We start from the raw sequence: 19694 nt of genomic DNA on the forward strand, positions 1-19694 counted from the left end.
ATATAATAAAACAAATTGGTGATATGGAGGCTGATGCTTTATGGAGACTAAAAATAAAAAGGAAACATTGTCAGACACGGTTAGCAGGAAACTGGAGGACATGATTACCACCCAGATGAAGGCCGGGAACCGGCTTCCCACGGAGATGGTATTGGCGGAAATGTATTCCGTGGGCAGGTCAACCATTCGGGAAAGCCTGAAGGCCCTGTCATCCAAGGGACTGATTGTAAGGAAAAAAGACGGGACATTTGTGTCAGACCGCGTGAAAGACTGTCTGATTGCACCTCTGGACCTGCTGATTACCATGGATATCGGGCAGATCAATGACCTGATAGAACTGCGTGAGATGCTGGAGGTCAGCATGATTGCAGCCGCAGTGGAGAGGGCCACGGATGAAGATATTAAGAACATGGAACGGATTTTATGGAAAATGCAGAATCCGGACCTGCAGGCAGATGAATCCAGGGAACTGGATATCCAGTTGCATTGTGCGTTTGCAGAGGCAACAGGCAATACCATTATTAAGGAGCTTATTAAGGCAGTGCAGTTGGTAACTGTCAAGAACCTGGATTACATGTCCAATGTGACGCTGAAGCGGGATAATGCGGTTTCGTCCCACAGCCAGATCATCGAGGCATTTAAGAACAGGGACAAGGAGAAGGCAATTGAAACAATGAGGGTGCATTTATCCATTTTCCGTAATCAGGAAAAGGAACAATAAGTAAGAAGAATTATCTCATGGAGTGAGTGCCGGCCTTACTGCATGTTTAATTAAAGAATATTGTACATGTGAACAGAGGAAGAAAGGAAGAGGACGTATGTATCAGGATTTTTATGATATTCTTCACAAAGAGGTAAAGCCAGCACTTGGATGTACGGGACCGCTGGGTCCGGTGTATGCAGCGGCATCCGCCATGTCAATCCTTGGGGGGAAGGACATTAAGCATATACATATCAGGGGAAGCAAGAACACAGTGGGCCGCAATGCGGATGTGGGGATACCGGGAGTCTCAAAGACAGGAATTCCCATGGCAGTCTGTATCGGCGCGGTAGGTGGGGATGCCGGCGCCGGCCTGGAGGTGCTGAGGAACGTGACCCCGGAACAAAAGGAGATTGCAGAGCGCCTGGCGGATTCCGGGATTGTGGATGTGGAAATGGATCTGTCCATTAACGGACGGTATGTGGAACTTGAGCTGGAGACGGAGAATGGAACCAGCAAGGTTATTGTTGCAACGGAAGTGGACAACGTGGTTTACCAGGAAGTAAACGGCAGGGTCCTGTTGGATAAGCCTTATGATATCAAGAAGCTGAATGACCACAGCAAGGCCCTGATCCGCCGGCACACGGTAAAGGAATGTTTTGAGTTTGCAAAGAACTGTCCCATCGAGGATTTATATTTCCTCAGGGATATGGTGAGTTATAATTCCAAGATGGCCGATCATGCCCTTCAATCAGATACAGGTGCAGGAATCGGAAGGGGCCTGTTGGAGATTGACCCGGATGACATGCTGATGCGGGCAAAGGCTTATGCAGCGGCCGGATGCGAGACGCGTATGGCAGGTGTGCAGCTTACTGCAATGTCAGTGTGTAACAAGGGAAATGTGGGACTGGCCTCCTCCCTTCCCCTGGTCAGCATGGCGGATTCCATGAAGGTCGGCGAGGAGGTCCTGTTACGGGCGGTGGCTTTAAGCTGCCTGGTGTCCATCATGACAATCAGCAATATCGGGAAGTCCCCGGCCATGTGTTCCTGTATGGTATCAGCCGCACTGGGAGTGGCCTGCGGTCTGGTGCTGATGATGGACGGCTCCTATGAGCAGGTTCAATATGCATTCAGCAATACATTTGTCAATTCCTTTGGCGTGGTCTGTGACGGCGCGCGCCAGGCATGTGCCATGAGGCTTGCGGTGGGCACGGGCGTGGCAGTGGACGCGGCAAGACTGGCCATGAAGAATGTCCATCTGCCCTTTAATATGGGAGTACTGGGCGTGGATATGGAAGATTCCCTCAGATTTTTAGGCGTAATCGGTCAGGGACCCATGATTGCAACGGATGTGGCACTGTGCGAAGCGCTGTTTGAAAAAGCGCCCATGAGTAAAAAGTAGGGAATGGGGGAAGGAGGGAGTCTGAGTGAATTATTTAGATGTAGCCAATAGCAGGACCATGTTTCTGCTGTGCCTGGTTCCGGCGTTGACCATTGTTACCGTGGCTGTTTTATTTATCAGGACCGCATGGAGACGCGGGCTGGAACTGGGTATGTCAAATGAAAAGTTGAAAAAGTGTGTTACGACCTCAGTTACATTTTCCATTGTTCCTACCCTTTCACTGCTTATCCTGATGGTGGGCTTAGCGCCCACCATAGGAAAGTTCTATCCCTGGATGCGTATGATTAACATTGGGGCGGGACAGTACGAAGCGGTTGCGGCTAATATAGGCATGCAGGCCTCGGGCGCCGGGGACTGGAAGGCCCTTACCCTGGCAGGATATGTCCTGATCATGCTGGTCATGAACTTCGGGATGTGTATTGCGCCCATTCTCTGTATCTTTACGATTAAGAAATTTGATTCAACACTGAAGGTGGCCAAGGGCTCCAAGCCTTTCATGAACATAGCGACATCTGCCCTGTACACGGGATTTATCGCATTCTCAGCACTTCCATACGCGGTGAACACCAAGAAACCGCTGGCAATCGTTGCATTGCTGGTGGGCGGTTCTGTCCGGTTCCTGTGCGTGAAGCTGAAAAAACGGTTCCCGTTCCTTCAGGAATTCTCAATGACCCTTTCCCTGCTTCTGGCCATGGTGGCGTGCATCGCGCTGACCCAGGCAGGGATATTCACATAAGGAAGGAGGCGCAGTGGTATGAGTGAACAGAGTACAAAGGATGTGCAGGTAAAGGGGACAAAGCGTGACGGGGTCTTTGATGAATATGACCATAAAATTCACAGGATGGGGCGGATTGGTACGTTCGTATCTTTGATTACCTGGTTCCTTCCGGCCATTGGCATTACCCTTATCTACAAGGTCCGCCTGAACTGGGGACAGATTCTGGCAGCTACCATTGCGGTTGTATCCGCGTTTGGCCTGCAGGGGTTTTTCCAGCCATTTACATTTTTTCCCATGCTGGGGGCGGGCGGGACCTACCTGTCCTTCATATTCGGCAATGTGCCGCAGCAGCGGCTTCCATGCGCCACAAGCTGTCAGGAAATCATGGGAGTTGATATGGGGACCAAGGAGGGGGATATCGTGGCTACCATAGCAGTGGGCATCTCGTCACTGGTGTCAGTGGCAGTGTGTACCCTGGGTATGGTTGCCGTGACCATTATTTATCCTGTGATATCCAATCCCGTGCTTTCACCAGGATTTGGGAATATCATTCCCGCGCTATTCGGATATATGTTTGTCACTGTATTTTTAGGCAGTCCAAAGGTAGCTGCGTTACCCTCCATCCTGTGCCTGATCATGCTTGCGGTATTCGGTCTGCCCTTTGCCAGCAAGAACTCCATGTACCTGAACCTGTTCTTCATGGGTACGGCTGTGGTATGGGCTTACTATTTATTTAAAAAAGGGAAAATCAAATCCGGCGGCAGACTGTAGATGAGTTTTTAAACATACCTTAGGGCGTGTAGACATGTTCTGGCAACGGGCTGAGTGGCGTCTCAGCCCGTTTGCATCTAAAAGGGGTAAAGTATAATGACGGATAACAGTATAACAGTAATCGGCAGCGGGGCCACTGCGCTGGCAGCTGCCGCATATCTGACAATAAAGGGAAAACAGGTCATCCTGTGCGACAGGGAACAGGGACAGAGATTCCGGGATATTGAGGATGGGGGAGGAATTACCCTGGAGGGGGTCATGGAAACAGGCTCCCCGGTGCTTCCCTTCCGTATGACGGATGATTTTCAGGATGCTGTGGGGAATGCCCGCCGGATCCTGGTTTGCGTTTCAGCGGACAGGCACAGGGAGATTGCGGATCTGTGTTCCCCGTATGCCAGGGAAGGGCAGACCTATGTCATCAGTCCGGGCAACCTGGGCGCTGTCATATTTGTAGACAGGTTTTACAAAAAGGGGAAAAAGGGTGTCACGGCCGCGGAACTTGTGGGAAATATCTGCCCGTGCCGTATAACCGGAAGGGCAAGGGTGCTTATGGCCATGCCGGTGGGGGAAAAGCGGATTGCGGCATTTCCGGCCTGCCGGACGCAGATGGCAATCCAGGCATTTGAGGATGTGTTCAGGTTCCATGCAGCCAGGAATATTTTTGAGGGAATGCTCAATTCCCCCAATCTGGTCATCCATGTGGCCGGCACCCTTTTGAACACCACGGCTATTGAGAAAATGGGGCAGGATTTTGCGCTGTACACAAACGGGCTGACACCATCCCTGTTAAGGTGCGCGGATGCAGTTGAAAAGGAACGCAACCAGGTGCTGAGGGAATTGGATTACAGCGCTTATGCAAGTACGGTGTCCAAAATGCATCAGATGATGGACTATGGGCATTATGACGAGCTGAATTACTTCCGGTCCCTGAAAGGACCTGCCAGCCTGGAGGAAAGGTACATCAGCGAAGATGCATCCTGTTCCATGGCCCTTCTTGTGTCCCTGGCAGAGGAGTACGGGATTGAGGTCCCGGTATGTAAAGCGCTTATTACCATTGCCAATACGGTTAATGGATTCAATTATTATGAGCATGGCCGTACCCTTAAGAATATGGGGATGTCGGGGATGTCCAGGGAAAATCTGAACCAATATCTGGAAACCCTGACCATGGCAGGGGGATAAGGCATGGCAGCTGGAGGAAAATGGATTCCGCTTTTTTGGAATAGGACCTGCCGAAGGATACTGGGGCTGTGCATGGCGCTGACAGCAGGTGTGGTATTGTGGAGGCTTCCTCTGGACGGGCTTAGCCTGGATGGGCAGAAATGTCTGGCATTGTCGGCAGCAGGAATCATTTTATGGGCCTTTGAGGTGTTCCCGCTGGGATACACCTCCATGGGGATTTTGATGGGGTATTCCCTGGCAATCAATCCTTTGACGGCCGGACCAGGGGACATATTCGGATTCTTCACCAAACCCATGGCCTATATGATTATAAGCGGCTTCATCATAGCGGGCGCTGTCAGGGCTTCGGGACTGGCAAGGAGGCTTGCGTTGTTCCTCATAAGCAGGTACATATCAGATTACAGGCATGTAATCATTTGCTGTTATCTGTTAAGCTATATTATGGCGGTCATGATTCCACAGCCATTTGCAAGGGCGTTTTTAATATTGTCCATCATGCAGCTGCTTTTAAAGGATTCCGGTCTGGGACAAAAACATGCAGCCAATATTGGCCTGGCTGTTTTTGCGGCTCAGAATGGGGCGGGCATGATGGTCCTGACAGGGGACAGCTCCCTTAATATGATGATCCTCAGCCAGATACCGGAGGCATTCAGGCCGTCCTGGGGGCAGTGGCTGTACTATATGGCGGTGCCTGCCCTGCTTACCGGGGCATGTATGTGCGCGCTGCAGCTGTTTTTATTTGGGCAGCCTGAAACCTTCCGGCTGGACAGAGGAAAGGCAAAGGAAGAGCTGGATAAGCTAAAGGGGCTGTCAGCCCAGGAAATCCGTATGATGGTGTGGCTGTTGGCCGCTGTCGGATTATGGCTTACAGATACAATCCATGGAATTGATATTGGCTGGGTCAGTGTGGGGGTGACCATTGGAATGGCACTTCCGTTGGTTGGTAATCTGGTCGACGGGTCCCAGATTAAAGAGGTGAATCTTAACACCCTGCTGTTTTTGTGTGCCAGCATGGCGATTGGGAGTGTTGGCACAAAGACCGGCATGAGTTCCTTTTTGGCCGGACGCCTTCTTCCTGCACACCTGGGTGACAGCCTGGCCGCGCTGTTTCTTGTTACCGGGGCAGCTTGTATCCTGCTTCACCTGCTGCTGGGAAGCATCATGGCGGTCTTTTCCCTGGCCGTACCTGCGCTTTTGACAATAACAGCAGGCGTATCGCCTTTGGCAGTGGGGCTGCTGGTCTATGTACTGACGGTGGGGCAATGGTTTTTCCCCTACCAAAGCCTGAGCCTTACCATTGGTCTGGGGGAAGGAGAAGGCGGATATTCCGCAGGGACCGCATCCAGGTTTGGGCTGGCCTATACCGTACCATCGCTTCTGTGCGGCGGAGCCGCAATGATGTGGTGGCGGCTGGTGGGACTTTTGTGAGCTTGTATAACCCACACGAAATTCCTTTCTATTTCCCTGGTGTTTACGCGCTGCGCCCTGGAATGAATGGAATGGGATGGACGCAAAAGACCTGGAACATATGTTCCAGGTCTTTTCCTGATGCGGGTGGCCGGACTTGAACCGGCACGGTATCGCTACCGAGGGATTTTAAGTCCCTTGTGTCTGCCTATTCCACCACACCCGCAGCGTACGGATACTTAAATGCGTGCCGCGGCTGAAAACAAGGACCTTTACGCGCTATGCACTGATGTCCTTAAGCTATGATTGGCACGCTAGGATGAATTTTCAAACACATCCTAGTGGGCGAAGGTGGATTCGAACCACCGAAGCTATTAGCAGCAGATTTACAGTCTGTCCCCTTTGGCCACTCGGGAATTCGCCCAATATTTGCGTTGATAAGCAGTGATTATAATACCACAGACATGGGGAAAAATCAAGAGGTTTGCTGATAATTTTCATTAATATCCGTCAAATGGCCGCCTGAATGATTGCCAGATATCCATCAGGAAAAATTAAAAAGTCTTCTGAAAAAAGTATTGACAAATAAATAACGAAGTGATATATTTAGAAAGGATTAAAAATCCTTTTTTAAATATATAGTTTGTTTAATACTCAAATAAAGAATGAAATATTTTCCATGAATGCACTGCATAAACGTAAATAATATCGTTTATTTTTTCTTTTTTAACTTTGTTTAATACACAAACAAATAAATGGAGAACTTTTAACAATGGAAAGAGAAGGATTTAAGTATCATTGGTGGGGAAAAGGAGACATAGACGCATCCTTTGGTATATTCTTTGATGGCTTTTCAAAAATACTCACTGCCACGGGAATCATGACCATGGTGTTCGGCATGCCGGCCAGGATTGTCATAGGAAAGGTGGTTCCGGGAATCGGGCTGGCCATTTTCCTTGGGAACCTGTGGTATTTTTATGAGGCCAGACAGCTGGCAATCCGGGAAAGGCGTCAGGATGTGACGTCCCAGCCCTTTGGGATCGGCGCTTCCCAGCTGTCCGGCTGGCTGTACCTGATTATAGGGCCGGTGTATTGGCAGACAAAGGATGCGGAGCTGGCATTCCAGGTGGGGCTGGCAGCTGCCTTTATCGGGGGCATGGTGGAAATTGCAGGCGGGTTTGCGGGGCGGTGGATTATTGATAATATCCCCAACTGCGCGCTGATGGGGAACATGGCTTCATCGGCAATGGTGTGGCTGTCCATCGTGGGCCTGGCCATGGTGTTTGACAAGCCGGTGTACGGACTCCTTCCATTGTTCATCATTATCATTGACTACCTGGGCAAGGCGGACAAACGTTTTGCCAAGATCCCTTCCGGCGTGGCGGCAATCCTCATAGGGACCGCGGTGGCCTGGGCCGGAGGATACCAGACCTGGGAACGGTTTGAACAGTCCTTTGCAAGCATTGGTTTTTATCCGCCGTCCTTAAGCGCTGGGGATATCCTTGCTGGCTTTAAGGGCATTGTGCCCTTCCTGCCTGTGATTATCCCGTTGCAGATCAATAATTTCCTGTCAACGCTCCAGGGACTTGAGTCTGCCAGGATGGCAGGGGATACATATCCGGAGCGCCGTTCCATGATAATGGATGGGGTATCCACCATTGCAGGCTCCCTGTTCGGCAATCCGTTTCCCACCACGGTGTATTTTGGACACCCGGGCTGGAAGGAACTGGGGGCAAGGGCTGGTTTTTCCCTTGTAAACGGCGGTCTTTACCTGCTTATCTGCACCACCGGGCTGACCGGTGTGCTGATGGCAGTCATACCTACACAGGCCGTGATGGTGCTTCTTATCTTTGTGGGATTTTCCGTGACGGACAGTACCTTCCGTTCCATTGACAAGAAGTATTACCAGGTCATATTCCTGTCATTGATGCCCATTCTGTTCCAATACATGCAGACCCTTATCACCTCCTCGGTCCAGGCTGCGGGAGGCGTGCTGGAGGCCATACCGGTGCAGAATTTTACCGAGTATTCCGTGCCCGTTGAGGGAATCATGTATCTTGGGAACGGAGGTTTCCTCACCAGTCTCCTGCTGGCCGGGCTTCTGGCCTGCGTGGTGGACCGGAGATATAAGATGGCGGGAAGCTTTGCCCTTGTCATGGCCGGATGCGCGGCCGTGGGTATGATACACTGTCCGGGGATTGAACTGCTGTCACGGCCAGGCATCATTTTCGGTGTTATTTATCTCACGGTGGCCATTTTCCTTTTTTCCAAGAGCTGTTACTTTGAGCATCAGCCGGATGGACAGGAGGATGGCGGGCCGGGACAGGCATTGGGAAAGCGGGTCGTGGAGTAAAGCGGGCCCGGATAGGCAGGATCATATATAATTTTTATTTCAGGAGGAGAGAAGTATGGAAAAGGCTGGTATACCTTTTTTCAAAAAGGCGGACCTGGATGCATCAATTGGTGTTTTCTTTGATGGGTTCTCCAAGGTAATTGTTGCAATCGCTATTTTGGCAGGAACATTCGGACTGGATGGAGGCACTATATTCGGCACCATGATGCCGGGAGTATTCCTTACCGTGGTCATCTTAAACGGCGGCCTGTGGCTTTATTACAGGAAGATAGCTGCCTACCGGGGGGACCCGGACCTGACGGCCATACCGGCCGGACTTCAGGCCGGCCGTATGTTTATCTGGCTTTACAGTATCATGCTGCCCGTGTTCCTCAGTACAGGCAATGCGGATCTGGCATTTAAGACAGGTGTCCTGGCCCACCTGGTGGGAGGAATCATATTCATTATCGGTGCATTTGTGGTTCCGGTGATTTTGCGGATCGTACCGGCAGGCGCCCTGTTCGGTTCCCTGGCAGGCGGGGCCATGGCATTCCTAATCATGCAGTCCATGAACGGTGTGCTGAAAATGCCTTTTGTGGGCTGGCTGTCCCTGATGGTGCTCTTTGTGATTTATCTGGGCAAGGTGGAGGTAAAGCTGCCCGCTGCCCTGATTGCAATCGTCATTGGTTCGGCTGTGGCCTGGATCAGCGGTGTCATGGGATTCGGTGCCGTGACGGAATCCCTGTCCAACCTGGACTTTTACATACCCCATCCTGTTCTGGATATTTTCAATCCCCAGGTGGTGGGTTCCATGGTCCCGTTCCTTCCCATCATCATTGTTTTCTCTTTAAATGAGGTAATTACGGGAATCCAGGCAGTGGAACAGGCCAGGGAATGCGGGGATACGTTCTTTACCACAACCAAGCCCCTGGTGCTCTGCGGCCTGGCCAGCATTGTGGGCGCATGTTTTGGGAATCCTCTGGCAGTGGGATTGTACTGGGGATACCCGGGGTGGAAGAAAATGGAATCCGGCACAGGATATCATCTGGGAATCGTGGCCCTGTACGCCCTGGTGGGACTGACAGGCCTGTCGGCCATCATCAACGCATTCATACCAGAGGCCGTTGTGCTTCCTATCCTGGTGTTTGTGGGGATATCCAGTTATTCCCAGGCATTTGAGGTAGTGGATAAGAAATATTTTCCAGCCGTCATCATGGCTTCCCTGCCTGTTGTCATGGACTTTATCGTGGATAATATGAGGGAAGGGGCGTTGCCTGGATTTACTGCTTTTGATCCCGGATCTGCGTTTGTGGGGCTGCTGGTGGGCTGCGTGTTTGTATTCATCATTGATAATAACTGGAAAAACGCGTCCATTACCAATGCAGCGGCCCTGGCCCTGACCGGAATCGGGATGATCCATTCACCCGGCATACTGGGAACGGCAGCCTATGCCCCGGACATGGGATTTGTCCAGGTGTATATTGTACTCATGATTGTATTTGCAGTCATGCATTTTGTAGGATTTAATCAGAAAAAGACAGCGTAAGACAGGAGGACTTAAGAAATGAAGACCTTGGTAATCATGGGAGCAGCAAGAAAGAACGGACATACGCGCCAGATGGTGGATTTATTCCTGGAGCATCTGGACGGGGAAAAGGAAATTGTTGACGCTTACCGCACAGAGGTACAGCCGTGTATGGACTGCCGTTTCTGCTGGAAGAAAAAGGAGTGTGTGATTAAGGATGGGATGCAGGATATCTACCAGAAGCTGGAGGAAGCTGACAACATAGTACTGGCCTCCCCCATGTATTTCCATTCCATAACAGGCAGGATGAAGACCCTGATTGACCGTTTCCAGGTATACTGGGCAGGACATGTGAGACAGGACATGCCGGAGAAAATGCTCCGCAGGGGAGCAATCCTGATGGTGGGCGGCGCGCCTTCGTTTGAGAACCAGTTCCTGGGAGGGGAAATCGTACTTAAGAACCTGTTGAATGACCTGAGCGCCGAGTGCCTGGGCCAGGTCTGCCTGCCAAACAGCGACAGGGACAGCCTTGAGACAAGGAAGGACATTGCGGACCAGGTCATTGCCCTGGCTGAAGCCATGAATCAGGCATCAGAATCATTGGATCCATACAATAAAGTATGAAATAAAAACAAACATATAAGGAGGAAGTATCATGCAGGGTTATACTTACACAAAGGGAGAGCACTATCCGGTGGAACATCTGGTTTTCAAGGTGGCGCCGGAGGACGTTGAACACTATCTGGCGGTTGACCATGAAATCTGGACATTAAAGGAGGCCTATGCGCCTGGATTTGACCATATCCCGTTCCTTTATAAGGAAGTCTGGGTCAATGATAATAAACCGGGCGAGATACATTTTATATTTGTATGGGAGAGCATCGAATCCTGGAGAAAGATTGACCACAAGGAATACCAGGCCAAGCTGATTAAGGAATTTGATGAGAAGTTCGGAAGGCCTTATGAGTTTGTGCGCTGCGTACAGAATGAAGAGAACTTCGGCGTGCACCGCGTAAGCCGTTTTGAACGGATCTGATATTGCCCCGCAGGGGACAGGACCATAATATGTAAGTAGGAGAGCAGGGAAAGATGATGAGATTTGAAGATAAAGTGGTAATTATCACCGGCGCAAGTTCCGGTATCGGCGAGGGCGTTGCCAAAAAATTCCTGGAGGAAGGCGCCCTGGTTGTTGGATGCGGCATTGAACCTGAGATGCATATCCAGAATGAACATGCGGTTTATGTCCAGGCGGACCTGACTGATTTTGCCCAGGCGCAGCATGTGGTGGAGGAAGCGGTTAAGGCATTTGGCCGGGTTAACAAGCTGGTCTGCTGTGCAGGCGTTACCTTTGTGGGTTCCCTGGAGACAACGGATTATGACAGGTTCATGAGGGAACTTTCCATCAACATGGGCGGTGTGTTCAATATGTGCAAGGCGGCTGTGGCTGAACTTAAAAAGCAGGAAGGCTCCACCATTGTCACGGTTGGTTCAGACCTGGGCGTGCGCCCGATCCCGGAGCGGATCGGCTACTGCCCGTCCAAGGCAGGCGTCATCATGCTGACCAAGTGCATTGCCCTGGAGTACGCCCCGTCCATCCGTGCCAATGCCATCCTTCCAGGTCTGGTGCGCACACCTATGATTGAACAGCGGTTTACAGAGGCAGAGGACCCGGCCGCACTGGAAGAGGCATATGCAAGCCTGTACCCGCTTCACAAGATGGGTAAGGTTGAGGATATGGCCAATGCAGCTGCATTCCTGTCCAGCGATGAAAGCGGATTCATGACAGGAGAAATCATGCACGTGTGCGGCGGCAGCCTGATTTAAGGAGGAAAGACATGGCAACATCTTTATTTAAAATGCCCTTTGACATTGATAAGACCAGGGTGCATCAGATATACAGGAGTGAGACCCTGGACCGGGCCGGGGTGGAAACCATTTCCTGTGACGAGATGAAGGAAATCTACGGGGAACTTAAGTTTGATAAGCTTTATGAGGACCGTCCCTATACATACACATCCCTGGTAACGTCTATTGACGGCAGGATTGCATTTACAGACGCGCCTCAGGGGCCCCTTATTGCTAAGCTGAACCAGTACGACGGTGACGGCGCAGGCGCGGACTGGTGGATCCTTAACATGCTCAGGGCCGTGTCGGACGGCGATATCATCGGGGCGGGAACCATGAACGCGGAGAGCGATTACACGGCCCATGTATTTTCCAGGCAGCTGGAGGACGCAAGGGTGGCTGCGGGTATGCAGCCGGTTCCGTGGAATATCATTTCATCCCTGGATGCCACCGATATCCCCTTTGACCATCTGCTGTTTAAGACAAAGGAAGTGCCGGTGATGATCAGCACCAGCGCCTCCGGCATACCGGTCATACAGGAAAACATGAAGGAGGACTACTATCTGACAGGCCCGGTTCATGATATATCTGAGGTGACCGGGGAAATGATAGAGGCCATGAAGGCCAACCGGGACAAGATTCTGGTAATCGCAACCGGAGACAAGGCGCCTGATTCCAAAGTGGCTCTTTATATCATGAAAAAGTTCGGCCTTGATAAAGTACTGGTTGAGACTCCATCTTACATGCATTATCTTGTATCCCAGAAAATGATGGACGAACTTTTCTTTAATTACTCCTGCATCTATGTGGGCGGTCAGGCATTGACCATTGGAAAATACGGGCAGGAATTTGGTTCCAAGGACCATCCGCATACAAGGATGCTGAGCATCCATTCCCACAGCGACCATTTCTTTTATTTCAGGCATAAGCTGATTTACGGTTAGGGAGAGGAGCAGATGACATGCCGTGTATACAGGTAAAAACAAACGTTAGTACTTCCAGGGAAAAAGCAGACGCAATCAAGGCGGCCCTGGGCCAGGCCATCGGATTCCTTCCGGGCAAAAGCGAGGACTGGCTCATGGTTGCCATTGAGGACGGATGCCATATGTACTTTGGCGGCCGGGGCGGGCGCCCGATTGCCATGGTGGAAGTTAAGATACTGGGAAGCTCCATTGACAAGGACGGCGCAAAGCGCATGACCGGGGAGATCACCAGGGTGTTAGGCGGGGTATTAGGGGTCTCGCCTGATGATATGTATATTAAATATGAGGCATCTCCTGACTGGGGATGGAATGGAACGAATTTTTAGTAAGATGGCAGGCGCTGGTTCTGCCGGCAGATTGAGAGGGACCTGGATTTACCGGAGGTCCCTCTTTTTGTTTGCCAAACACGGTCCGGGGCGGTTGGTACCGGGCGCCTGGTCCTTAGCCGTGAGCTGATAATATTTCAAAGAATTCCTCAATGGCTTTTAGGGATGCCCCAAGAATCGGGGCTTCATTGCCAAGGGTTGAGATGAGTATTTCCTGGGTATGGGTGATGGGAAGGACAATATCCTTCATGATTTCAGGCATCAGGTAGGGAAGGGACTGGATGAGATGGGAATTGAGGATGATCATCTCACAGTTCACAAAAAATATGATGTTGGACAACCCAATGGCCAGATTCCTGATGTATGTATCCAGGATGCCAAGGGCAGTGGGATTCTGCTTCCTTACCAGTTCGATAAACTCATCAATGTCCTCCAGCGGCGTCTCCAGGTGCAGGTTCATCTCGTCTATCAGATACTGGTCTGAGCAATACTGTTCCCAGCAGCCGAATTTGCCGCAGGAGCATTGCTTTGTCTCCTGGATGTTGATGGTGTGGTGCCCAACGGCATTGGCAAAGCCCAGGTATCCGCGTATCAGCTGTCCGTTGGATATCATGCCGCAGGAAATCACATCGGTTATACACAGGACGGTCAGCTCCTCATACTGGGGATGAAGCCTGGATTCCATGGATGCCGCCAGGTTTCCGTCGTTGTCGATATACACAGGCACATGATAGCGCTGTTCCAGGAGGGATTTGATATCAATGTTATGCCACTGGAGCTTGGGGATAAAGCGGATGACACCATCCAGGTCAATGATGCCCCTCACAGCCAGACTGATGCCAATCAGCCCATAGGGGCAGGGAGGGATGTCGCGGATCAGCTTATCAATGGCAAGATAAATCTGCTGGTATACATGAGAGAATGCCTGCCTGCTGATTGGAATGGATTGGCGGCTGATGATCTCGTTATTCAAATCCGTGAGGATGAGGCCAAGGCGGCGGGCGCCGATATCAATGGCAATGCAGTATCCTGCCTTGCCGTCCAGGGTAAGGATGATGGGGCGCCTCCCCCCGCTTGAATCCCCCATGGTGGTCTCTTCCACCAGCTTAAGGCTCATCCACTCTTTCACGATGGTGGACACAGTGGCCTTGTTAAGGCCTGTCTCCTCGGAAATGCGTGCACGGGAAATCTGCTTCTTATTCAGTATATGCTTGATGATGGTCAGCCGGTTGGCGGAACGTATGTCTTTGGTCTGTGATATTTTCATGGTCTAACCCCTTGTGGATGAATCATGTCTTATATTCTAACACAGTAGAAAATGGGGCGCAAGGCGGTTGCTGAGATTTGCCAAAAGACAAGGGCAGGACCCTGAAAACAGGGCAGTATACCAGTCAAAAAGGGGCATGCTGTCATTGGTTATCTTCTGGTAAAAACTTTATTTTATGGACGAACCGCGGCAGATATGGTATACTAGCTAAGATAGGCGTATTCCGATTATGGATACGATTGGAGGCAGACTATGAAAGATAAAGGAAGGACGCGGGGGACGTTTAAGGTCTACCTGCAGTGGCCGCTCTTTTTGTCGGTCCTTTTGGTTATATTGACTGCCGCTGTTGGAGCGGTATCCATAAAGGCCGGCATTATAGTATCGGTATTTACCATTGTCTATATAGGGATTGCCCTTTGGCTTTACTTTTCAAGAAGAAGAGGCATACTTGCAGGGCTTATTGCATTTTCATCCGCTTATGACCAGAGCAGGCAGAATCTGATGGAAGAGATGCTCATGCCCTATGCGGTGGCGGACGGGACCGGACATCTTTTGTGGATGAACCGGGAGTTTGCGGCAATCCTTGACGAAGACAGGAATTCATATAAGAATATTACGGCCATGTTCCCTGAGATCACAAGGGAGATGCTGGCCACGCACGGCGAGATCGTCAGCATCCACAGCGCATTCGGCGACAGGAAGTACCGCATTGATTTAAAGCAGGTGGTGGTGGATAAGCTGGATGCCGCGGTGGCGGATAACGGTCTGGAGGGACAGGGCACATTCGTGACAGCCATTTACCTGGTTGACGAGACCCAGACCCTTTTGTACATGCAGCAGATTAACGACCAGAAGCTGGTGGCCGGACTCATTTACCTGGACAATTATGACGAGGCACTGGAAAGTGTGGAAGAGGTGCGGCGTTCCCTGCTGACCGCCCTGATTGACAGGAAAATCAGCAAATACATTTCAGGCATGAACGGCATTGTGAAGAAGCTGGAGAAGGATAAGTACTTTTTTGTCATCAAACAGCAGTACATGGCCAAAATCCAGGAAGAGCGCTTTTCCATCCTGGAGGATGTAAAGACAGTGAACATAGGCAACGACATGGCGGTTACCCTGAGTATCGGCATCGGCATGAACGGCGACAGCTATAACCAGAATTATGAGTATGCCAGGACCTCCATCGACATGGCCCTGGGACGGGGAGGCGACCAGGCTGTTGTCAAGGATTCAGGCAAGATACAGTATTACGGCGGCAAGGCGCAGCAGATAGAGAAGACTACCCGTGTCAAGGCCAGGGTCAAGGCCCATGCCCTCAGGGAACTGATGGAGAACAAAGACAGGCTTTTGATCATGGGGCACAGGCTGGCGGATATTGACTCCTTTGGGGCGGCAGTGGGTATTTACCGGATTGCCATGTCCATGAATAAAAAGGCGAATATCGTGGTCAATGAGGTGACATCTTCGGTGCGCCCCATGCTGGACCGCTTTGTGGGGAATCCGGATTATCCGGAGGATATGCTTCTGACCGGTCCTAAGGCGGCCGAACTGGTGGACCAGGGGACCATGCTGGTGATTGTTGACGTGAACCGCCCGAGCATCACCGATGAGCCGTCCCTGCTGCGTATGGTGAAGACCATTGTGGTCCTGGACCATCACAGGACCAGCAGCGAGATTATTGATAACGCGGTGCTTTCCTATGTGGAGCCTTATGCATCCTCAACCTGTGAGATGGTGGCTGAGGTGCTGCAGTATATTGCGGACGGAATCAAGGTAAAGACTGCGGAGGCAGACGCCATGTATGCGGGTATTGTGATTGATACCCAGAATTTCACCAACCAGACCGGCGTGAGGACGTTTGAGGCCGCGGCCTTCTTACGGCGGAGCGGAGCGGACATCACCAGGGTGCGTAAGCTCTTCAGGGAAAACATGAAGGATTATCAGGCCAAGGCAGAGGCTGTGCGCAAGGCAGAGGTATATATGGATGCATTTGCAATCAGCGAATGCCCGGCCGATGGGCTTGACAGCCCCACTATCATAGGCGCCCAGGCGGCCAATGAGTTGTTAGAGATACGGGGCATCAAGGCATCGGTTGTGCTGACGGATTATAATGGGACCATTTACTTCAGCGCCCGTTCCATTGACGAGGTCAATGTACAGGTGATGATGGAGAAGCTGGGCGGCGGCGGACACCGCACCATTGCCGGGGCGCAGATGGAGGGCGTATCCATTGAAGGGGCCAAGGAACGTTTAAAGGAAGTCATCTGCCAGATGATGGAGGAAGGCGAGGTGTCCTGATCAGGGACATGATATAGACAGAAACAGAAAGGAAGTATATGACATGGAAATTGTATTACTGGAAGATGTGAAAGCATTAGGAAAAAAGGGACAGATTGTAACGGTAAACGACGGTTATGCGAGGAACTTCATCCTGCCCAAGAAGCTTGGCGTGGAAGCTACTTCTAAGAACTTAAATGATTTAAAGCTTAAAAAAGCCAATGATGCCAAGCTGGCAGCGGAAATACTTGCAGCCGCAAAGGAGCTGGCAGCAAAGCTGGATGAATCCAAGGTGACCCTGTCCATCAAGGCAGGGGAAGGCGGCAGGGCATTTGGCTCTGTTTCCAACAAGGAAATCAGCAAAGCCATCACAGACCAGCTGGGGCTGGAGATTGACAAGAAGAAAATCGTGCTGAACGACCCCATCAAATCCATTGGAAGCTTTGAGGTTCCAATCAAGCTTCACAAGGATGTGACAGCCAGGCTGGCTGTGAAGGTAGTGGAAGCGTAATAAAGCACGGCGTATGTAATGGATGATGGTATGACCCGCCCCGGAAGGAGCGGGTTTACTAAATGGAATACAGGAGACGATTAATATGGAAGAAGCCCTGATTAAGCGGGTGCTGCCCCACAGCCTGGAAGCAGAGCAGTCAGTCATCGGTTCCATGCTGATGGACAGGGAAGCGGTCATTGCTGCATCGGAAATCATTACCGGAAGCGATTTTTACCAGCAGCAGTACGGAATTATGTTTGATGCTATGGTAGAGCTGTTCAACGAGGGTAAACCGGTGGACCTGGTAACGCTTCAGGACCGGCTTAAGGAAAAGGATGTGCCCCCTGAGGTCAGCAGCCTGGATTTTGTGCGGGATATCATAACCATGGTACCCACGTCGGCCAACGTAAGGTCTTATGCGGCTATCGTAGGGGAAAAAGCAGTGTTGCGAAGGCTTATCAAGACCACGGAGGAGATTGCCAATACCTGTTACGCGGGAAAAGAGCCGCTGGAGAATATCCTGGCGGATACGGAAAAGACTGTTTTCAACCTGCTGCAGAACCGTGGGGGACAGGATTTTGTCCCGATTAAACAGGTAGCCATTAATGTACTTGAGAAGATTGAGGATGCTTATAAGAACCAGGGCACGGTTACGGGTATCCCTTCAGGATTCATTGATCTGGATTATAAGCTGTCAGGATTCCAGCCATCGGACTTCATATTGATAGCAGCCCGTCCCTCCATGGGTAAAACGGCGTTTGTACTTAATGTGGTGGATTATGTGGCGGTGCGCAAAAGCCTGCCCTGCATGGTATTCAGTCTGGAAATGTCCAAGGAGCAGCTGGTTAACCGTATGCTTTCCATGGAATCCAACGTGGATTCACAGAAGCTGCGGACCGGTACCCTGACGGATTCTGACTGGGACGCGGTTGTGGAGGGCATTGGGATCATCGGTAATTCCAAGCTGATTATTGACGATACGCCGGGTATATCCATCTCAGAGCTGCGTTCCAAGTGCAGGAAAATGAAGCTGGAATACGGCCTTAACATTGTAATCATCGACTACCTTCAGCTGATGAGCGGAAGCAAGAAGGGCGGAGGGGACAACCGCCAGCAGGAAATCTCAGATATTTCCCGTTCCTTAAAGGCACTGGCCAGGGAACTTCATGCGCCGGTGATTGCCCTGTCCCAGCTGTCCCGCGCCTGCGAGACCAGGCAGGACCACCGGCCCATGCTTTCTGACCTGCGTGAGTCCGGGGCCATTGAGCAGGATGCGGACGTTGTTATGTTCCTATACCGTGATGATTACTATAATAAGGATACGGAACATCCCAATGAGGCTGAGGTCATCATAGCCAAACAGCGTAACGGCCCTATTGGTACGGTTACATTAATCTGGAAACCGGAGTATACAAAGTTTGTCAATGCAGCCCGCCCTCAGGGGGGCGGACCCCAGGAGTGAAGAAATCCCCGTGCCCAGGAGGCCCGGGGATTTTTTTAAGTCAGGTGTCATAATATCCATTCTCAACGCATACACTAATAGTAAGGCAGGACATGCCTGTTAAGATGTGAAGGAGAGAATGGCTATGGATGAAGTACATTATCTGATATCGGATGCGTCCAAAAAGGTCGATGTGGAGGCCCATGTATTAAGATACTGGGAAGAAGAGCTGGAACTTGATATTCCCCGTAACGAGATGGGGCACCGGTACTATACGGATTTACATATCCGCCTGTTCAAGCAGGTTAAAAACCTGAAAGAAAAAGGGTATCAGCTGAAGGCAATCAAACATGCGCTGAACCAGGTACTAAAGAAAGACGGAAAAGCCCAGGGAGAGCTTTCCGATGAAATATTAGAGCGGGACATGAATGCGGCCCTGCGTGAATTTAAGGAAGAGGATGGAGGCACATCCTTAAGCACGGTCAAGGGCGACACGGGTTCGGTGGTTGCCATAGAAGAAAAGATGGAACAGTTCCAGCAGATCATGAACCTGATCATCGGACGTGCCCTGGAAGTGAACAACGAAAAGCTGAGCCAGGATATCAGCAGCCTTGTCAACGATAAGATGGGCAAGGAACTGGAATTCCTCCTTCAGGCATCCAATCAAAAGGAAGAGGAGCGCTTCCGCCAGCTGGACGAGACCCTGAGGGCGTATCAGAAAGGCGGACAGGCTGAGGCAGCGGCTGCCAAGGTACCATTTTTCAAGCGCCGCAAATTCGGACGCAGCGGGAAAAAGCTGCGGGACAGTAAGTAAAACCAGTAGATTTAAAGGTAAATAAAGGTTCAGATGTAAAGTCTGGATGATAATAAGTGCAGGCGAATTGTATACAGGCAGGGCCGGAATCCATGTTTGACGGGTTCCGGCCCTGTTGTTGGTCTATTAACGGCGGCAGTGGTAATTTTTTCCGCGAGGGGAGTTACTTCCAGTATGTGTTCAGATATACGCCTGCATCGGCCTCTGA

Annotated in this window: 18 protein-coding genes and 2 tRNA genes; 17 read left to right on the forward strand and 3 right to left on the reverse strand. The window is 51.0% G+C overall.

Going from position 1 to position 19694, the window contains the following annotated elements; all coding sequences use genetic code 11:
* Positions 1–40 precede the first annotated feature (40 nt).
* From DWX59_RS26605 to DWX59_RS26630, 6 genes are all read left to right on the forward strand, one after another.
* The gene (locus DWX59_RS26605; protein ID WP_117563174.1) at positions 41–721 is read left to right on the forward strand and encodes a FadR/GntR family transcriptional regulator; all 681 of its coding nucleotides are present in this window, start codon (positions 41–43) and stop codon (positions 719–721) included.
* Between the two features lie 97 nt (positions 722–818).
* A complete protein-coding gene (locus tag DWX59_RS26610) occupies positions 819–2102 on the forward strand; it encodes an L-serine ammonia-lyase, iron-sulfur-dependent, subunit alpha (RefSeq protein ID WP_117563175.1) in 1284 nt (427 codons plus the stop codon).
* 25 nt (positions 2103–2127) lie between these two features.
* Positions 2128–2838, forward strand: a complete 711-nt coding sequence (locus tag DWX59_RS26615; protein ID WP_117563176.1) for a DUF5058 family protein — start codon at positions 2128–2130, stop codon at positions 2836–2838.
* 18 nt (positions 2839–2856) lie between these two features.
* Positions 2857–3591, forward strand: coding sequence for a hypothetical protein (locus DWX59_RS26620; protein ID WP_117563177.1), 735 nt, complete (start codon positions 2857–2859; stop codon positions 3589–3591).
* Positions 3592–3687: 96 nt separating this feature from the next.
* Positions 3688–4773: an NAD/NADP octopine/nopaline dehydrogenase family protein gene (locus tag DWX59_RS26625; RefSeq protein ID WP_117563178.1), complete on the forward strand. Its 1086-nt coding sequence runs from the start codon at positions 3688–3690 to the stop codon at positions 4771–4773.
* A gap of 3 nt (positions 4774–4776) precedes the next feature.
* Positions 4777–6201, forward strand: a complete 1425-nt coding sequence (locus DWX59_RS26630; RefSeq protein WP_117563179.1) for an SLC13 family permease — start codon at positions 4777–4779, stop codon at positions 6199–6201.
* Positions 6202–6322: 121 nt separating this feature from the next.
* On the opposite strand, the gene DWX59_RS26635 is transcribed toward DWX59_RS26630, so the two are convergent.
* Together DWX59_RS26635 and DWX59_RS26640 are read right to left on the reverse strand one after the other, a co-directional pair.
* Positions 6323–6406, reverse strand: a tRNA-Leu gene (locus DWX59_RS26635).
* Positions 6407–6522: 116 nt separating this feature from the next.
* Positions 6523–6604 (reverse strand) — tRNA-Tyr (locus tag DWX59_RS26640).
* Positions 6605–6952: 348 nt separating this feature from the next.
* On the opposite strand from DWX59_RS26640, the gene DWX59_RS26645 reads away from it, so the two are divergent.
* From DWX59_RS26645 to DWX59_RS26675, 7 genes are read left to right on the forward strand one after another with little or no spacing between them, the layout of a single operon-like run.
* Positions 6953–8533 carry a uracil permease gene (locus tag DWX59_RS26645; RefSeq protein ID WP_117563180.1) on the forward strand — a complete coding sequence of 527 codons (1581 nt, stop codon included), beginning with the start codon at positions 6953–6955 and terminating at the stop codon, positions 8531–8533.
* A gap of 55 nt (positions 8534–8588) precedes the next feature.
* Positions 8589–10058: a permease gene (locus tag DWX59_RS26650; RefSeq protein WP_117563181.1), complete on the forward strand. Its 1470-nt coding sequence runs from the start codon at positions 8589–8591 to the stop codon at positions 10056–10058.
* Between the two features lie 18 nt (positions 10059–10076).
* Positions 10077–10661, forward strand: coding sequence for a flavodoxin family protein (locus DWX59_RS26655; protein ID WP_117563182.1), 585 nt, complete (start codon positions 10077–10079; stop codon positions 10659–10661).
* 31 nt (positions 10662–10692) lie between these two features.
* Complete coding sequence (locus tag DWX59_RS26660; protein WP_117563183.1) at positions 10693–11073, forward strand: TIGR03792 family protein; 381 nt, start codon at positions 10693–10695, stop codon at positions 11071–11073.
* 53 nt (positions 11074–11126) lie between these two features.
* Complete coding sequence (locus tag DWX59_RS26665; RefSeq protein ID WP_227117194.1) at positions 11127–11861, forward strand: SDR family NAD(P)-dependent oxidoreductase; 735 nt, start codon at positions 11127–11129, stop codon at positions 11859–11861.
* Positions 11862–11872: 11 nt separating this feature from the next.
* The gene (locus DWX59_RS26670; RefSeq protein WP_117563184.1) at positions 11873–12826 is read left to right on the forward strand and encodes a dihydrofolate reductase family protein; all 954 of its coding nucleotides are present in this window, start codon (positions 11873–11875) and stop codon (positions 12824–12826) included.
* Between the two features lie 17 nt (positions 12827–12843).
* Positions 12844–13191 carry a phenylpyruvate tautomerase MIF-related protein gene (locus DWX59_RS26675; RefSeq protein ID WP_117563185.1) on the forward strand — a complete coding sequence of 116 codons (348 nt, stop codon included), beginning with the start codon at positions 12844–12846 and terminating at the stop codon, positions 13189–13191.
* Between the two features lie 115 nt (positions 13192–13306).
* Here the strand turns inward: DWX59_RS26675 and DWX59_RS26680 are convergent, their stop codons facing one another.
* A complete protein-coding gene (locus DWX59_RS26680; protein ID WP_117563186.1) occupies positions 13307–14458 on the reverse strand; it encodes an ROK family transcriptional regulator in 1152 nt (383 codons plus the stop codon).
* A gap of 252 nt (positions 14459–14710) precedes the next feature.
* On the opposite strand from DWX59_RS26680, the gene DWX59_RS26685 reads away from it, so the two are divergent.
* The 4 genes from DWX59_RS26685 (at position 14711) to DWX59_RS26700 (ending at position 19486) form a co-directional block, all read left to right on the forward strand.
* Positions 14711–16759 carry a DHH family phosphoesterase gene (locus DWX59_RS26685; protein ID WP_117563187.1) on the forward strand — a complete coding sequence of 683 codons (2049 nt, stop codon included), beginning with the start codon at positions 14711–14713 and terminating at the stop codon, positions 16757–16759.
* 43 nt (positions 16760–16802) lie between these two features.
* Positions 16803–17249 (forward strand): 50S ribosomal protein L9, encoded by a 447-nt coding sequence (gene rplI / locus DWX59_RS26690; protein ID WP_117563188.1) that lies wholly within the window; start codon positions 16803–16805, stop codon positions 17247–17249.
* Positions 17250–17334: 85 nt separating this feature from the next.
* Positions 17335–18693, forward strand: a complete 1359-nt coding sequence (gene dnaB, locus DWX59_RS26695) for a replicative DNA helicase (RefSeq protein ID WP_117563189.1) — start codon at positions 17335–17337, stop codon at positions 18691–18693.
* 124 nt (positions 18694–18817) lie between these two features.
* Positions 18818–19486 (forward strand): MerR family transcriptional regulator, encoded by a 669-nt coding sequence (locus DWX59_RS26700; protein ID WP_117563190.1) that lies wholly within the window; start codon positions 18818–18820, stop codon positions 19484–19486.
* Positions 19487–19694 lie beyond the last annotated feature (208 nt).

Origin of the sequence: Enterocloster aldenensis (genome assembly GCF_003434055.1) — a bacterium.
GTDB lineage: Bacteria > Bacillota > Clostridia > Lachnospirales > Lachnospiraceae > Enterocloster > Enterocloster aldenensis.

Coding starts and splice junctions, on each gene's coding strand:
- DWX59_RS26605 (WP_117563174.1), top strand. CDS start 41: ATGGAGACTAAAAATAAAAAGGAAACATTGTCAGACACGGTTAGCAGG.
- DWX59_RS26610 (WP_117563175.1), top strand. CDS start 819: ATGTATCAGGATTTTTATGATATTCTTCACAAAGAGGTAAAGCCAGCA.
- DWX59_RS26620 (WP_117563177.1), top strand. CDS start 2,857: ATGAGTGAACAGAGTACAAAGGATGTGCAGGTAAAGGGGACAAAGCGT.
- DWX59_RS26625 (WP_117563178.1), top strand. CDS start 3,688: ATGACGGATAACAGTATAACAGTAATCGGCAGCGGGGCCACTGCGCTG.
- DWX59_RS26630 (WP_117563179.1), top strand. CDS start 4,777: ATGGCAGCTGGAGGAAAATGGATTCCGCTTTTTTGGAATAGGACCTGC.
- DWX59_RS26645 (WP_117563180.1), top strand. CDS start 6,953: ATGGAAAGAGAAGGATTTAAGTATCATTGGTGGGGAAAAGGAGACATA.
- DWX59_RS26650 (WP_117563181.1), top strand. CDS start 8,589: ATGGAAAAGGCTGGTATACCTTTTTTCAAAAAGGCGGACCTGGATGCA.
- DWX59_RS26655 (WP_117563182.1), top strand. CDS start 10,077: ATGAAGACCTTGGTAATCATGGGAGCAGCAAGAAAGAACGGACATACG.
- DWX59_RS26660 (WP_117563183.1), top strand. CDS start 10,693: ATGCAGGGTTATACTTACACAAAGGGAGAGCACTATCCGGTGGAACAT.
- DWX59_RS26665 (WP_227117194.1), top strand. CDS start 11,127: ATGATGAGATTTGAAGATAAAGTGGTAATTATCACCGGCGCAAGTTCC.
- DWX59_RS26670 (WP_117563184.1), top strand. CDS start 11,873: ATGGCAACATCTTTATTTAAAATGCCCTTTGACATTGATAAGACCAGG.
- DWX59_RS26675 (WP_117563185.1), top strand. CDS start 12,844: ATGCCGTGTATACAGGTAAAAACAAACGTTAGTACTTCCAGGGAAAAA.
- DWX59_RS26680 (WP_117563186.1), bottom strand. CDS start 14,458: ATGAAAATATCACAGACCAAAGACATACGTTCCGCCAACCGGCTGACC.
- DWX59_RS26685 (WP_117563187.1), top strand. CDS start 14,711: ATGAAAGATAAAGGAAGGACGCGGGGGACGTTTAAGGTCTACCTGCAG.
- rplI (WP_117563188.1), top strand. CDS start 16,803: ATGGAAATTGTATTACTGGAAGATGTGAAAGCATTAGGAAAAAAGGGA.
- dnaB (WP_117563189.1), top strand. CDS start 17,335: ATGGAAGAAGCCCTGATTAAGCGGGTGCTGCCCCACAGCCTGGAAGCA.
- DWX59_RS26700 (WP_117563190.1), top strand. CDS start 18,818: ATGGATGAAGTACATTATCTGATATCGGATGCGTCCAAAAAGGTCGAT.